The organism is Vibrio jasicida CAIM 1864 = LMG 25398 (assembly GCF_000400365.1).
Taxonomy (GTDB): Bacteria; Pseudomonadota; Gammaproteobacteria; order Enterobacterales; family Vibrionaceae; genus Vibrio; species Vibrio jasicida.
Genome location: NZ_BAOG01000068.1, coordinates 1 through 14,260, shown reverse-complemented (window position 1 = coordinate 14,260; position 14,260 = coordinate 1). Strand labels below are relative to the sequence as shown.

Here is a 14,260-nt window from a genome sequence, read left to right as displayed (position 1 = left end):
CCTATTCCTTATTGTGACTTATGCGCTGCTTGGATAGCAGAGATTACTGCTTGTGCTTTGCCGCGCGTTTCGTCTGCTTCCGCTTGTGGATCAGAATCGAATACCACGCCAGCACCAGCTTGAACTTGAGCAATGCCGTTCTCAACGTACGCTGAGCGGATCACGATACAGGTGTCGAGTGTGCCTTCACCAGTTAGGTAACCCACAGCACCACCGTAGCTACCGCGACGTGCGCCTTCTACATCGCGAATCAACTGCATTGCGCGAATCTTAGGTGCGCCTGTCAACGTGCCCATGTTCATACACGCTTGGTATGCGTGCAGTGCGTCTAGGTCTTCACGTAGTTGACCGACCACACGAGATACCAAGTGCATTACGTGGCTGTAGCGGTCGACTTTTAGAAGGTCTGCTACGTGGCGAGTGCCAGCTTGAGCAATACGAGCGACGTCGTTACGTGCCAAGTCAACCAACATCATGTGTTCTGCGTTTTCTTTCTTGTCGGTGCGCAGTTCAAGTTCGATGCGGCTATCTAGGTCGAAATCAATCTCGCCGTTAGGGCGCTTGCCACGGCGACGAGTGCCTGCGATTGGGTAGATTTCAATTTGGTTGGTATCGGTTTCGTACTTAAGCGCGCTTTCTGGTGATGCGCCAAACAAAGTGAATAGCTCATCTTGCATGTAGAACATGTAAGGGCTTGGGTTGCTTTGTTTAAGTTCTTTGTAGGCTGCCAATGGAGAAGGGCAAGGTAGCGTGAATCGACGAGATGGTACGACTTGGAATACATCGCCTTTCACTACGTACTCTTTAAGGTCACGAACGATTTGGCAGAAGTCTTTATCTTCGATGCTAGGTTGGGCGTGAACATTCTCAAGTTGGGCGGCACTAGGTAGCAGCTTAGGAGAAGTACATTGAGTACTGATTTCTTCGATTCTTGCTTTTAACGCTGACTTTTGAGAATCATCGACAAACAAAGTTGCCTGCAAATGGCAAGACTCTGTCTGATGATCCACAACCAATAGCGTTTCTGCTACGTAAAACACGTAGTCTGGGCATTGGTTAGTTGCTTCTGCATTGCCCAACGGTTCGAAGTTCGCAACTAAGTCGTAGGCAAATAGACCACCAAGGAAAATTGCATGTTTGTCTTGCTCTGAGATATCGAAGCTGTGCTGAACCAAGCGAAGTGCATCAAAAGATGACGCTTCACGTAGACGAGAATCTTCATCCAGTGTGTCGCATGGTTGTGTAAATTCTAGCGTTAATGTGTCAACGTCAAATTGACGAGAGACATCACCACGGACATTTTGGTTTAAGTGTGCTAGTAGGTTTTTGCCGTTATCCGTGAGAGCTTGCATGGTGACAGTGTGACCAAAGCAGACGATACGAACTGCCGAATCAACCAGTAACAGGGATTTCAAGTCTTGCTTTGAATCGATTTCAGCAGATTCCAGCAATAGGCTGTCAGTTTTGTTCTCACATAGCGTGTGGAACAAGCGAGTCGGGTCTTGAGTATAAGGGACGGAAGCCGTTAGCACTTCAAGCTGTCCAAGTTTCTTAATTTCAATGGCCTTGTTCACAAGACCTCCTTATAGCTGTTTACATCTTCCTGCCGTACATAGTCGCATAAAGCAAACGTTCACCCAATCAAGTTTTGGTCATATTCGATGAATGTTTAAGCAGTTGAATGTGAGATGGACGACAAAACAAAAAGCCCGCTGAAGTAGCGGGCTTTGTGACATTTAATTCTCTAAACTAGAAGTACACGTTCGCCCACCAAGAACTTGTCCAAGTGCGCCACCAAGCAACGTCTACGGAATTCATCTTATTCAGACGAACCGAAACTTTCGCTTTCTGGTTTTGGTTAAATTCTTGTAACATGGTGAGCCTTAAATAGGTACTTCGTATTTGTGTACTAGTTAACTAGTGCAGAGATAAAAAGTCAACCCCAAAACAGCATTAAAACGACAAAAAGATGAGAATTGATTTACACAGCCACACTACAGCCTCGGATGGTCGATTTGCACCGAGTGATTTGGTGGATCGGGCACTAAGTTTTGATATCGAGGTTTTGGCGATCACGGATCATGATACGGTTGACGGCTTAGCTCCGGCCAAGCAATACGTTGAAGAAAATAATCTGCCGCTCAAAATCATTAACGGTATCGAGATCTCGACTGTTTGGCAGAACAAAGACATCCATATTGTGGGTTTGAATATTGATCCGGAAAGCCCAGCATTGGTTGAGTTAATTCAGCAACAGAAAACGCATCGCGTAGCAAGGGCGCAGCTGATTGCAGAGCGTCTACAGAAAGCCACTCGCGATGGGGTGCTCGAAGAAGTTCAGTTAATTGCCGGTGATGCGCCAATCACACGAGCTCACTTTGCTAAATGGCTTGTGGACAATGGCTACGCAAAGAACATGCAGATGGTGTTCAAGAAGTTTTTGACGCGTAACAATCCAGGTTATGTCCCACCAAACTGGTGTTCGATGAAAGACGCTGTCGACGCGATTCATGCTGCTGGTGGACAAGCGGTTTTAGCACATCCAGGGCGATATCAACTTACCGCCAAATGGGTGAAGCGAATGCTGGCTGCGTTTGTGGAGGCGGGTGGTGATGCTATGGAAGTGGCTCAGCCCCAACAAGCACAACAAGAAAGACGCAACTTGGCTGATTATGCTATACAATACAAACTATTAGCTTCTCAAGGCAGTGATTTTCACTATCCGTCACCGTGGATGGAGTTGGGAAGAAACCTCTGGTTGCCTGCGGGTGTAGAACCAGTTTGGAAAGATTGGGGTATTGATCCTTCGTTGAATGCTCAACCTGACGAAGTCGAAACGCCATAAAAAATATAGAGCCGAGAGGTTCGATAATGAGGAATTACAATGAGCCAGTTTTTTTACGTTCATCCAGAAAACCCACAGGCTCGCTTGATCAATCAAGCAGTAGCAATCATTCGTAACGGCGGTGTGGTGGTTTACCCAACCGATTCAGGTTACGCACTAGGCTGTCAATTGGAGAACAAGCAGGCGCTGGAACGAATTTGTCAGATCCGTCGTCTGGATGACAAGCATAACTTTACGTTGTTGTGCCGCGATTTGTCGGAGCTTTCTCTGTACGCACGAGTGGATAACTCGGCATTCCGACTACTAAAAAACAACACACCGGGTCCTTACACTTTTATCTTCAAAGGCACAAAAGAAGTGCCGCGTCGTTTGATGAACGCAAAACGCAAAACGATTGGTATCCGTGTTCCAGATAACCGTATCGCATTGGACTTATTAGAAGCGCTTGGCGAGCCGTTGATGTCAACATCGCTAATTTTGCCAGGTAGTGACGTGACGGAATCGGACCCTGAGGATATTCGTGACAAATTAGAGCACGCGGTTGATGTCATCCTTAATGGTGGGTATCTGGGTGAGCAACCGACAACAGTGATTGACTTTAGTGATGGTGAGCAAGTGATAGCGCGCGTAGGTTCTGGTGACCCAGCGCCATTTGAGTAAGCTCGTCAACTCAAAAGCAAATACGAAACTAGCACAAAGCTAAATAAGAAAGGGAGGCGAAGACGCCTCCCTTTAATTTTTGAATCAATGAGTAGAAGTTCACATTCGTGGATTATGCGAAGTCAAAGATATCGATATTGTGGTGCTCAATGTAGTTCATGTAACCCGCATCAATACCTTTCAACGTTACTTCCACATTAAACTCGTCGCTAGAGAACACAGCCCAACCAAAGTCGTTGTATGACAGCGTTAGGTCATCTGCGGAATCGAGGAACGTGTCGCGAATACCATCGTCGTTGGTATCGAGACCCATATCAAATACAAGCTTATCGTGGCAAATGTTGAAGTCTAGGATCTCTGCTTTCACTTCAATGTCGTTTGAGGAAACTGGCTGATCTGGAACGCCAACCGCAAGACGGTTTGTCATTACGAACGTGTCATCACCACATCCACCAGCAATCACAGAGTTGCCATCACCAACGACGACCGTATCATCACCCCAACCGGCATTGATGAAGTTGTTGCCAGAGTAGTCGAAAATCGTATCGTCACCACAACCACCAAATAGAGAGTCATTACCCAAGCCGCCAGACAAGTAATCGTCGCCTGAACCACCAGCCAGTAAGTCATCACCTCTGCCGCCTAATAGAGTGTCGTCACCACGGCAACCAAAGACATAGTCATTTCCGTCGAAACCAACAAACTTATCATCGCCACCAAAACCGACGAAAACGTCGTTGGTATCTGAGCCTTTTGTTCCGGTCATGTTGTCGTCTTCTGAGGTGCCAAATATCCAATTTAGGTCAAGATTTGTATGAGACATTTATTATTCCTTTTCATCTGATTAAGGGAGCTAGCAAGCTGAACAGTTATCTTTCTTATAACCTTGATAATTTTATCAGGTGCACCAAAAATTCAGAGGTGTGGACAGACCCATAATAGTGCGGTTCTACCCTAGTGCGGCTTAGTACTAAGTTGGAGAAGATGATGAGTTAAGTGTGAGTTTTAGAGCGAGATTTTAACGAGAGAATCTGGACGATTTCACTTACATTAAATGGGAGAATCTCGTATAATGTCCGACCGAAAAAATCCCATTTACATGGGTAACTTGCAAAATGAAGACCAATTCTGGTCTCGACGTCTGTGAAGACGACACATAGGTAGATAAATGAGCGAAAAGTTACAAAAAGTATTAGCACGCGCAGGTCACGGTTCTCGTCGCGAGATTGAATCGTTAATTAAATCTGGTCGCGTTAGCGTGAACGGAGTCGTAGCTAAACTTGGTGAAAGACTAGAAGATGAGAACAGCGTAGTTCGTATCGATGGTCACGTTGTGTCTGCGAAGGTACAAGAAGAAGTGATCTGTCGTGTTTTGGCTTATTACAAGCCAGAAGGTGAACTGTGTACTCGTCACGACCCAGAAGGTCGTCGCACTGTTTTCGATCGTCTGCCAAAGATCCGTGGTTCTCGTTGGATTTCAGTAGGTCGTCTTGATGCTAACACATCAGGTTTGCTGCTGTTTACAACAGATGGGGAACTGGCGAACCGCCTTATGCACCCAAGCCGTCAGGTTGAGCGTGAATACCTTGTTCGTGTTTTCGGCGAAGTAACTGAACAGAAAGTGAAAAACTTAGTTCGTGGTGTTGAACTTGAAGATGGTATGGCACGTTTCGAAGATGTGGTATATGCGGGTGGTGAAGGTATGAACCACACGTTTTATGTTGCTATCAACGAAGGTCGTAACCGTGAAGTTCGCCGTCTGTGGGAATCGCAAGATACGACGGTTAGCCGCCTAAAACGTGTTCGTTACGGTGATATCTATCTGGATAAGAAACTGCCTCGTGGTGGTTGGATGGAACTTGATCTTAAAGAAGTAAACTACCTACGCGAATTGGTAGAGCTTCGTCCAGAAAAAGAAACCATGCTTGATCTGAACAAAGACAACACCTCACGTAAACGTGAACGTGCTCGTAGCCAAAAAATCCGTCGCGCTGTTAAGCGTCACGAAGAGCGCGTAAATACGCCTAAAGGCCGCAGCAACAACCCTTCTCGCCGTAAGCCAAAGAAGAGCGCAGGTGATCAGGGTGCACGCAACAAGCATCGTTAATCGATAGCGAAAATTAGAAAGGCTTGCCACTTGGCAAGCCTTTTTCTTATCTAGCGTTTCGCGTCCGTAATCTTTCGTGTTTGCCAATCACACGTAACTTTAACTTACTGACATAAAAAAACACCAGTGAGAGGCTGGTGTTTTTGATCATGATGAGGAAATCGTTAATCACGTTTCCAAAGCATATGGCAGAACTTATGTTCTGGGTCTCGACTGATTAGCATACGAGCAAACACGTCATCAAGTACGTCATTTTCCTCGTTTACTAAGCCGATTCGAACTTCTGCATACACTTCTTTGTCGATGTCGAAGCCAACATGTTCAACCCAGTCATCACCGGTTTCAACAAGTTCTGCGGCACCACGATCTTCAAATTGCGCGGTAAACAGAATGACATCAGCTGGCTCTAGGTTATCTGGAGCCATTTCAAGGAAGATGTCGTACGCAGCGTCGATAACGTCGTCGTAAGAAATCAAATCAGACATGCTTATGCTCGGCTCATGTATTTACGTTCAGTCGTGTTGATGATCACGCGGTCACCAGTCGCGATGTACTCAGGAACTTGAATTACAAGGCCTGAAGCAAAGCGTGCTGGTTTAGTACGTGCAGATGCAGATGCACCTTTAATTGAAGGGTCAGTTTCTTCAATCACTAGCTCAACAGAAGAAGGAAGCTCGATACCAACAGCAGAGCCGTTGATTAGAATAAGGTGGATACCTTGAGTGTCTTCGTTGATGAACAGAAGCTCATCTTCAACTTCGTTGTGTTTGAATGTGTATTGTGAGTAGTCTTCGTTATCCATGAAGATGTGCTCATCGCCATCAGCGTATGAGTAAACAACTGCACGTTTGTTCATTTCTACCGTTTCAACCACATCATCAGATTTGTAACGCTCATCTACACGAGCGCCAGTGTTTAGATCTGTACAACGCATTTTGTAGATCTTAGCGCCGCCACGACCACCAGGAGTCGTAACTTCGATGTCTTTAACTAGAAGAGTTTTACCATTAGACTCGATTGCGAAGCCTTTTTTGATTTCACTTGCCTTTGGCATTGTATTTTCCTATTTACACTTATTAAGCAAAACTTGGTGATTATAGCGCTAACTTGTTTGTCTGGCACCAAAATTAATCGTTGTTGTTTAATCCTAATGAAACGGCTGAATGGGCTTGATTCAAAACCATAGCTAGTGGATCATATTGACCATCGTTCGCTAAAAACTCGAGATCGCGTTTCAATCAATGTCTCTCTCTGTTATCAATCCAAAACAACCTTTCCAACCAGAATTTGAACCTCTTATTCGAGAGGTGCTAGCGTGCCTAAAAGGCGGCCTCGGTGCTAACCTGCATAGTGTTTACGTGTATGGCAGTGTTGCGCGAAAAAGTGCCATTGCAGGTAAATCAAATCTTGATCTGGTGGTGGTAACGAAGTCCAGTTTTGAAAACAACCGAGCAACAATACTCAACACCATCAAATGGCGAGCGCAGCAGGGACACCCACAAGTTCAAGGTGTTTCTATTCGTACCGCGCTGGTGAGTGAGGTAGCAAACCTAGACAGTATTTTTACTTGGGGGTTTATGCTCAAGCATTGTTGCGTTTGTGTGTATGGTGAGAGCTTAGGCGATTGTTTTGGCGATTATGTTCCAAGTTGGGAAATTGCTAAACACTGGAATATGGATGTGGAAGATTGGATCTCAGTCTATCGAAGTAAGATTAGCCAAGCCAGCAGCGTAAAAGAGCAGGTAGCTGCACAAATCGTGATTGCGAAGAAATTACTGCGAGCGTCTTATTCGTTGGTGATGTATCGAGATAAACGTTGGTTTGATGATCCTGTTGAATGCGGTGAGGTATTTTTGAAGTATCACCCTGAAAAGCAATTGGAGATCGAACGTTTGGGTATCTTGCTGGCTGGTCGAGCAATTCCCAAACGCTCTGTACTTGGTTTGATGGATGGCTTTGGAAGTTGGCTTGTAAAGCAGTATCAAAAAACCGAGTTCCGAATAGGTTAAGCCACGCCATCTATGCGCAGTATCTTCTAAAATAATCCCATTTGAGGCGCTGACAGTTGCTCAAAGTCAGTGCCGATAAACGGCAGAATAGCATCGGCGACCGGCTTTAGTTGTTTATCAATGTAATGTTGGTAATCGATAGGACTGTTTAGGTATTCGTGTGGCTCTGGTCCATTTATGGTAATCAGGTATTCGATTCGACCACGGTTTTGATACTGTAACGGTCTCCCAAGTTTAGCATTGATGTCATCTGCTAAGCGTGCGGCTCGCACCTGTGGTGGAATGTTCTTTTGGTATTCGTGCAGCTTTCGACGTAGGCGTTTCTGATACACCAATTGATCATCGAATTCGCCGCTGTTGGTTTTCTCGACCATTTCTCGCACGTAGTCACTTGGATCTTCACCGTGAAAAACCATTTGATACAAGGTGTTCTGGAACTTCTGTGCCAGAGGCGTCCAGTCAGTCCGAGCGCTTTCTAATCCTTTGAAGATAATGCGCTCTTGTTCGCCTTCGCCAATCAGCCCGGCGTAACGTTTCTTAGAGCCTGTCTCTGCCCCACGAATTGTCGGCATTAAGAACTTGCGGTAATGGGTCTCGTATTCAATTTCGAGAATAGACGTTAAGTTGTATTCACTCCGTAAGTGTTCCGTCCACCAGTGGTTGATGTAGTCGACCAGCGTATTCCCAACCTCATCCGCCTCTTCTTGGCTATAAGCGCCATTTAAAGATACGAAGGTGGAATCGGTATCGCCATAAATCACTTGATAGCCTTTGTCTTCAATCAGCACTTTGGTTTGCTTCATGATCTCGTGGCCACGCATGGTGATGCTTGAAGCAAGGCGGGTATCAAAGAAACGGCAGCCAGACGAACCTAGCACACCATAGAATGAGTTCATGATGATCTTAATTGCTTGCGAAAAGGCTTTCTCGTTATTCTTTTTGGCGACATCACGCGCGGCCCACAGCTTCTCAATCATCTCCGGTAGGAAGTGTTTCGAGCGATGGAACTGACCGCCACGGAATCCCGGGACGGCTTCATCATCTGCCTTGCCGATTTCAAGCTGTAAACCTTCGACTAAGCCCATTGGGTCAATCAAGAAAGAACGAATGATCGATGGATATAGGCTTTTAAAATCCAATACCAACACTGAGTCATACAGATTCGGAATAGAATCCATCACATAACCGCCTGGGCTAGCGATCCAGTTCTCGGGGTGTAGGTTAGGTGCGACATAACCTGCACGGTGAATCTGTGGCAAATACAAGTTAGTAAACGCTGCCACTGAGCCCCCTACGCGATCCAGTTCCACTCCCGTTAAACGTGATCGTTCAATAGCGAAGTCGAGGAGGTGGGTATGGTCGAAAATCTTATTTACCAAAACGCAATCTTGCAGGTTATATTTTGCAAGAGAGGGCTTATCCAATCGGTACATGCGATTGATCTCGTCCATTCGGTCATGCACGTTATGAATTTCTTTACCTTCGCCAAGCAACTCTTGAGATACAGACTCAAGTGACCATGAACGGAAATGATATGTTGCTGTCTTTAAGGTATCGATACCATCGAGAACCACACGGCCGGGAATCGAGATAAACCCTTGCTGGCTTTGCGCTGAACTCCGGAAAAAGCTGGCTTGATCCGCTCGACCAATCATTAGCTTCATACTGTGCCATTCTGCACGTTTGTGTAAGAGGCGGAAGTCGAAGTCAATGACGTTCCAGCCAACAATGACATCCGGGTCGAACTGCTTAAACCAATCAATCATAGCTTCAAGTAATGCTCTCTCGTCTTTAACCCATTGGATTTTTGTTTCTGCGGGCTCCGGTTCACCAATCATGATTACGCGAGAATCTACAGGGCTGTCTAAACCAATTGAATAAAGAATGCCTTTCTCTGAACATTCCAAATCAAGGGAAACAACGTGCAGATTTGGTTCATATTCGCCACTACGGCATTTCGCATTTTGGACACGTTGGAAGCCATTAAGGAACTGTCGGTTGCCCGTAAACTCAATACTACCTTTGATAAAACGTTCCATAAGGTAGCGATCAGCTAAGCGCACATCCCCTTCATAATGAATGATGTCATTTTGTGTCAGAGCATCTTGCAAAGCGAAAGCGTCTTTGGTGTTGTGGGTGTAGCAAGCCGCGAGAGCTGAGTGTTGGAAGTTTTTGAGTTGGAGTGGTTTTACTGACACCTCGAGCTGTTTTGAAGCAGCCAGCATATTGACTTGTTCAAGGTGCGCTTGTTCAACAAAGAACACCGGTTTTTCCCCATGAATCAGCAATTGAGTTGGTCCGTCCTCTGTCGAAAGCCAAAGTTCAATTTGCGTTTGGCCTTTGATGTCTCGTGCTTGACGAGTGAGTAGGAAGCCTTGTTGGATATTCAAAAGAGAGAAACCTTATAATTCTTTGAGTTCACTATTCTAACATTAAGAACTGTAAAAATAACCAGTAAAACCCTGAGTCGGTATGGGGGAAGAAGAGCCCATGTTTTCGCTTGTTAGGCCACGTTTGCTCGCTTATGGAATAACCATTTAGGGTTGATATTGCGCACTGCTAAACAATATGAAACCTAGTTGCTTGATTTATGGGAATTTCTGTTGTTAATTAGCTTGTCTTAAATTTCGGCTTTGCAGGTCTTTCACTCAAATAATAGAGTGGTTTATGAATAAGTTCTTGCCAAATTTTGCGTTTGAGCACATATTCATAGAAAGCAATTTTTTGCCTAATGCGTTATTATATAGGCACTCATACTGATATCCACATTTAACCAAGTTATGTGGGTGCAGAGCCAATAAAAGTGTGGAGATACAAGTTTGATAAATGTTTTCCTTGTAGATGATCACGAGCTGGTTCGCACAGGGATACGACGTATTATTGAAGACGTCCGTGGAATGAACGTAGCAGGAGAAGCTGACAGCGGTGAAGAAGCAGTAAAATGGTGTCGCAGTAATCATGCCGACGTTGTTTTAATGGATATGAACATGCCAGGAATTGGCGGCTTGGAAGCCACGAAAAAAATTCTTCGCGTGAATCCTGATGTAAAAATCATCGTACTAACCGTTCATACGGAAAATCCGTTCCCTACTAAGGTGATGCAGGCAGGGGCTTCTGGTTATTTGACCAAAGGCGCAGGTCCTGATGAAATGGTTAATGCAATTCGTGTTGTTAATAGTGGGCAGCGTTATATCTCCCCAGAGATCGCGCAACAAATGGCGTTGAGTCAATTCTCACCAGCCTCTGAAAACCCATTTAAAGACCTTTCAGAACGCGAATTACAGATCATGATGATGATCACCAAAGGTCAGAAAGTTACGGATATTTCTGAACAATTGAATTTAAGTCCAAAAACAGTCAACAGCTACCGCTACCGTCTGTTTAGCAAACTGGACATTAACGGTGACGTTGAGTTAACACACTTAGCGATTCGCCATGGAATGCTGGACACCGAGACCCTTTAGTGTGAATCCTCCCTTCGATTCGGCTTCCTTTCTCAAGACAGTAACTCATCAGCCCGGCGTTTACAGAATGTACAACGCCGAGGCTGTTGTTATTTACGTAGGCAAAGCCAAAGATCTTCAAAAGCGTCTTTCCAGTTACTTTCGTAAAAAAGTAGACAGTGAAAAGACCCGCGCCCTCGTTAGCAATATCGCCAAGATTGATGTCACAGTAACTCATACAGAGACGGAAGCGCTCATTCTTGAGCATAACTACATCAAGCAGTATTTACCCAAGTACAATGTCCTACTACGTGACGATAAATCCTATCCTTACATTTTTATTAGTGGACATAAACATCCTCGATTATCTATGCATCGTGGTGCTAAAAAACGTAAAGGTGAGTACTTTGGTCCATATCCTGATTCTGGTGCAGTGCGCGAGACGTTGCATTTATTGCAAAAAATCTTACCCGTTCGACAGTGTGAAGATACGGTTTACTCTAACCGAACTCGACCGTGCTTGATGTATCAAATTGGTCGCTGTGCAGGACCTTGTGTCAGCACCATTATTTCCGACGAAGAATATGCTGAACTGGTGGGTTTGGTCCGGTTGTTCTTGCAAGGCAAAGATAAGCAAGTGCTAGAGCAACTCATCGAAAAGATGGAGTTGGCCAGTCAGCAGCTCCGCTTTGAAGACGCGGCTAAGTTCCGAGACCAAATTCAAGCTATTCGCCGTGTTCAGGAGCAGCAATATGTTTCTGAAGACAGCATGGACGATATGGATGTACTCGGTTTTGCACAAGAAAACGGCATCGCTTGTATCCATATCCTGATGATCCGTCAGGGTAAGGTGCTAGGCAGTCGCAGTCATTTCCCTAAGATCCCGCACAATACCAGTCAACAAGAAGTCTTCGATAGCTTTCTTACTCAGTACTATTTGAGTCATAACGAGGCGCGTACCATCCCTTCTCGCATTATTTTGAACCAAGAGCTAGGTGAGGATGTGTTGTCTATACAGCAAGCGTTAAGTGACGTAGCAGGGCGTAAGGTGCAATTTCATACTTCACCGACAGGCTCTCGTGCTCGTTACCTCAAACTGTCCAACACCAATGCATTGACGGCGATTACGACTAAGATTAACCATAAGATGACCATTAACCAACGCTTCAAAGCGCTGCGTGAGGTGTTGGGAATGGAGTCGATAAGTCGTATGGAATGTTTCGATATCTCGCACACGATGGGCGAAAGTACGATTGCGTCGTGTGTGGTATTTAATGGTGAAGGCCCGGTAAAACAAGAATATCGCCGTTACAACATCACGGGCATTACAGGTGGTGATGACTATGCTGCGATGGGGCAGGCGTTAGAGCGTCGTTATTCAAAGCAGTTGGACGTAGAAAAGATCCCAGACATCATCTTTATCGATGGTGGTAAAGGTCAGCTAAATAGAGCTCATGAGATCATTTCGCAATATTGGGGAGACTGGCCAAAGCGTCCAACGATGATCGGTATCGCAAAAGGGGTAACCCGTAAGCCGGGGCTTGAAACCTTAATTACCGTAGATGGTGAGGAGTTTAACTTGCCAAGTGATGCGCCAGCACTGCACCTCATTCAACATATTCGCGATGAAAGCCATAATCATGCTATTGCAGGTCATAGAGCTAAACGCGGAAAAACCAGACGTACCAGTGCGTTAGAAGGGATTGAAGGCGTTGGTCCCAAACGTCGTCAAGCTTTGCTGAAATACATGGGCGGTTTACAAGAACTCAAGCGGGCAAGTGTCGAAGAAATCGCCAAAGTGCCAGGAATTAGTCACTCTTTGGCAGAAATTATTTTCCAAGCATTGAAACAATAAGGAAAATCCCGCAACATTAACACGCAATGTGTAAGAGAATAATAAAATGCGTTTGAATATCCCGAACATTCTGTCTCTACTTAGACTGTTCCTAATCCCAGTTTTCGTGGTTGTTTTCTATCTACCTTACTCTTGGGCTCCTTTTGCTGCGGCAATGGTTTTCTGGGTTGCGGGTTTTACCGATTGGTTAGATGGCATGTTAGCCCGTAAGTTAGGCCAAACCTCTCGATTCGGTGCTTTCATTGACCCAGTAGCAGACAAGGTACTGGTGGCGACAGCGCTGATTTTGATTACTGAGCATTACCACTCGATTTGGGTAACGATTCCAGCCGTCACAATGATTGCTCGTGAAATCATCATCTCTGCATTGCGTGAATGGATGGCAGAAATCGGTAAACGTGCGAGTGTTGCGGTTTCTTGGGTCGGCAAAGTCAAAACCGTATCTCAGATGTTCGCCCTTTGGGTTCTGATCTGGCGTTACGACGACTGGATGGTATGGCTTGGCTTTGGAGCGCTTTACGTTGCCACGTTCTTAACATACTGGTCTATGGTTCAATACCTAGCTGCGGCGAAAGATGATTTACTTAATGAAGAACATCACTAAGTAATCGAAACAGATGAATTTAGAAAGCAGGCTATTAGCCTGCTTTTTTATTGCTTGAGGGAAAGCTGCCTTAAATAATAACTGTGATCTAAGTCTGGTTTTTACTCGCTGGGGCGTGGTCGGATACTCAAGTACGAATTTCTCTACTGTTGGGGGCTAGCGGAATACATGATAAAGGGAAGGAAAGTAGCCCAAAATTCATGATAAACAAGTGTATTTGGGAGATTATCAGTATTAAAACTAATCAATTTACCGTCTTTCGCACAAAATCTGGTCAAACGATTTAAAAAAATAAAAATAGTGTTGACTCGATCGCTCGAATCCGTAGAATGCATCCCGTACCCAAGAGAGCATTGATCGAAAGGGTGGTGAAAGAAGTTGACCTTCCTTCACAAATGAGGCGCCTTGGCAGAGTGGCTATGCAGCGGATTGCAAATCCGTGGACCTCGGTTCGACTCCGGGAGGCGCCTCCATTATTCTCTTTGAGAATGAATGCGACACTAGCTCAGTTGGTAGAGCGCAACCTTGCCAAGGTTGAGGTCACGAGTTCGAACCTCGTGTGTCGCTCCAAATAAAAATGATATGGCGTTAAGCGGTATCAGATGATGGTGTTTTACTTTTCTGTAAAGGCATCACAAAGAAATTTGTGTGCCCTGGTGGTGGAATTGGTAGACACAAGGGATTTAAAATCCCTCGACGTTCGCGTTGTGCCGGTTCAAGTCCGGCCCGGGGCACCA

13 protein-coding genes, 3 tRNA genes and 1 other annotated feature are annotated in these 14,260 nt (G+C 45.3%); of the genes, 10 read left to right on the top strand and 6 right to left on the bottom strand.

The features are described from left to right. Positions 1-8: 8 nt before the first annotated feature. Complete coding sequence (locus VJL_RS19120; protein WP_038880509.1) at positions 9-1,574, bottom strand: anthranilate synthase component 1; 1,566 nt, start codon at positions 1,572-1,574, stop codon at positions 9-11. Between the two features lie 125 nt (positions 1,575-1,699). Then, positions 1,700-1,803 (bottom strand) — a sequence feature (Trp leader region). Beyond that, a complete protein-coding gene (gene trpL2 / locus VJL_RS19115) occupies positions 1,750-1,875 on the bottom strand; it encodes a tryptophan operon leader peptide (RefSeq protein ID WP_038880506.1) in 126 nt (41 codons plus the stop codon). (Overlaps the previous feature by 54 nt.) A gap of 94 nt (positions 1,876-1,969) precedes the next feature. Between trpL2 and rnm the strand changes: the two genes are divergently transcribed. Next, the gene (gene rnm, locus VJL_RS19110; RefSeq protein WP_038880503.1) at positions 1,970-2,845 is read left to right on the top strand and encodes an RNase RNM; all 876 of its coding nucleotides are present in this window, start codon (positions 1,970-1,972) and stop codon (positions 2,843-2,845) included. Between the two features lie 39 nt (positions 2,846-2,884). After that, the gene (locus VJL_RS19105) at positions 2,885-3,505 is read left to right on the top strand and encodes an L-threonylcarbamoyladenylate synthase (RefSeq protein ID WP_038871858.1); all 621 of its coding nucleotides are present in this window, start codon (positions 2,885-2,887) and stop codon (positions 3,503-3,505) included. 112 nt (positions 3,506-3,617) lie between these two features. On the opposite strand, the gene VJL_RS19100 is transcribed toward VJL_RS19105, so the two are convergent. Further along, complete coding sequence (locus VJL_RS19100; RefSeq protein WP_038871856.1) at positions 3,618-4,328, bottom strand: calcium-binding protein; 711 nt, start codon at positions 4,326-4,328, stop codon at positions 3,618-3,620. A 345-nt stretch (positions 4,329-4,673) separates the two neighbouring features. On the opposite strand from VJL_RS19100, the gene rluB reads away from it, so the two are divergent. Beyond that, positions 4,674-5,612 carry a 23S rRNA pseudouridine(2605) synthase RluB gene (gene rluB / locus VJL_RS19095; RefSeq protein WP_038871854.1) on the top strand — a complete coding sequence of 313 codons (939 nt, stop codon included), beginning with the start codon at positions 4,674-4,676 and terminating at the stop codon, positions 5,610-5,612. A gap of 164 nt (positions 5,613-5,776) precedes the next feature. Here rluB and VJL_RS19090 read toward each other — a convergent pair whose 3' ends face one another. Together VJL_RS19090 and efpL are read right to left on the bottom strand one after the other, a co-directional pair. Continuing rightward, positions 5,777-6,097: an HI1450 family dsDNA-mimic protein gene (locus VJL_RS19090; protein ID WP_005431208.1), complete on the bottom strand. Its 321-nt coding sequence runs from the start codon at positions 6,095-6,097 to the stop codon at positions 5,777-5,779. 2 nt (positions 6,098-6,099) lie between these two features. After that, positions 6,100-6,666: an elongation factor P-like protein EfpL gene (efpL, locus tag VJL_RS19085; RefSeq protein WP_005431209.1), complete on the bottom strand. Its 567-nt coding sequence runs from the start codon at positions 6,664-6,666 to the stop codon at positions 6,100-6,102. Between the two features lie 187 nt (positions 6,667-6,853). On the opposite strand from efpL, the gene VJL_RS19080 reads away from it, so the two are divergent. Beyond that, positions 6,854-7,621, top strand: a complete 768-nt coding sequence (locus VJL_RS19080) for a nucleotidyltransferase family protein (RefSeq protein WP_038880500.1) — start codon at positions 6,854-6,856, stop codon at positions 7,619-7,621. A 26-nt stretch (positions 7,622-7,647) separates the two neighbouring features. Here VJL_RS19080 and VJL_RS19075 read toward each other — a convergent pair whose 3' ends face one another. Further along, positions 7,648-10,011: a DNA polymerase II gene (locus VJL_RS19075; protein WP_038880497.1), complete on the bottom strand. Its 2,364-nt coding sequence runs from the start codon at positions 10,009-10,011 to the stop codon at positions 7,648-7,650. A 429-nt stretch (positions 10,012-10,440) separates the two neighbouring features. Between VJL_RS19075 and uvrY the strand changes: the two genes are divergently transcribed. The 6 genes from uvrY (at position 10,441) to VJL_RS19045 (ending at position 14,260) form a co-directional block, all read left to right on the top strand. Then, a complete protein-coding gene (uvrY, locus tag VJL_RS19070) occupies positions 10,441-11,085 on the top strand; it encodes a UvrY/SirA/GacA family response regulator transcription factor (RefSeq protein ID WP_005434947.1) in 645 nt (214 codons plus the stop codon). Continuing rightward, a complete protein-coding gene (uvrC, locus tag VJL_RS19065) occupies positions 11,057-12,919 on the top strand; it encodes an excinuclease ABC subunit UvrC (RefSeq protein ID WP_081094937.1) in 1,863 nt (620 codons plus the stop codon). The genes uvrY and uvrC overlap by 29 nt, the downstream gene beginning before the upstream one ends. A gap of 46 nt (positions 12,920-12,965) precedes the next feature. Continuing rightward, on the top strand, positions 12,966-13,523 hold the full coding sequence (gene pgsA / locus VJL_RS19060; RefSeq protein ID WP_005530466.1) for a CDP-diacylglycerol--glycerol-3-phosphate 3-phosphatidyltransferase: 558 nt from the start codon (positions 12,966-12,968) through the stop codon (positions 13,521-13,523). A 399-nt stretch (positions 13,524-13,922) separates the two neighbouring features. Then, positions 13,923-13,996, top strand: a tRNA-Cys gene (locus VJL_RS19055). Between the two features lie 21 nt (positions 13,997-14,017). Beyond that, a tRNA-Gly gene (locus tag VJL_RS19050) sits at positions 14,018-14,093 on the top strand. Between the two features lie 80 nt (positions 14,094-14,173). Continuing rightward, a tRNA-Leu gene (locus VJL_RS19045) sits at positions 14,174-14,260 on the top strand.

What these genes read in the sequence shown, in the direction of transcription:
- VJL_RS19090 (WP_005431208.1), bottom strand. Translation starts at nt 6,097, where the DNA reads ATGTCTGATTTGATTTCTTACGACGACGTTATCGACGCTGCGTACGAC.
- rnm (WP_038880503.1), top strand. Translation starts at nt 1,970, where the DNA reads ATGAGAATTGATTTACACAGCCACACTACAGCCTCGGATGGTCGATTT.
- pgsA (WP_005530466.1), top strand. Translation starts at nt 12,966, where the DNA reads ATGCGTTTGAATATCCCGAACATTCTGTCTCTACTTAGACTGTTCCTA.
- trpL2 (WP_038880506.1), bottom strand. Translation starts at nt 1,875, where the DNA reads ATGTTACAAGAATTTAACCAAAACCAGAAAGCGAAAGTTTCGGTTCGT.
- VJL_RS19100 (WP_038871856.1), bottom strand. Translation starts at nt 4,328, where the DNA reads ATGTCTCATACAAATCTTGACCTAAATTGGATATTTGGCACCTCAGAA.
- rluB (WP_038871854.1), top strand. Translation starts at nt 4,674, where the DNA reads ATGAGCGAAAAGTTACAAAAAGTATTAGCACGCGCAGGTCACGGTTCT.
- VJL_RS19080 (WP_038880500.1), top strand. Translation starts at nt 6,854, where the DNA reads ATGTCTCTCTCTGTTATCAATCCAAAACAACCTTTCCAACCAGAATTT.
- efpL (WP_005431209.1), bottom strand. Translation starts at nt 6,666, where the DNA reads ATGCCAAAGGCAAGTGAAATCAAAAAAGGCTTCGCAATCGAGTCTAAT.
- uvrC (WP_081094937.1), top strand. Translation starts at nt 11,057, where the DNA reads ATGGAATGCTGGACACCGAGACCCTTTAGTGTGAATCCTCCCTTCGAT.
- VJL_RS19105 (WP_038871858.1), top strand. Translation starts at nt 2,885, where the DNA reads ATGAGCCAGTTTTTTTACGTTCATCCAGAAAACCCACAGGCTCGCTTG.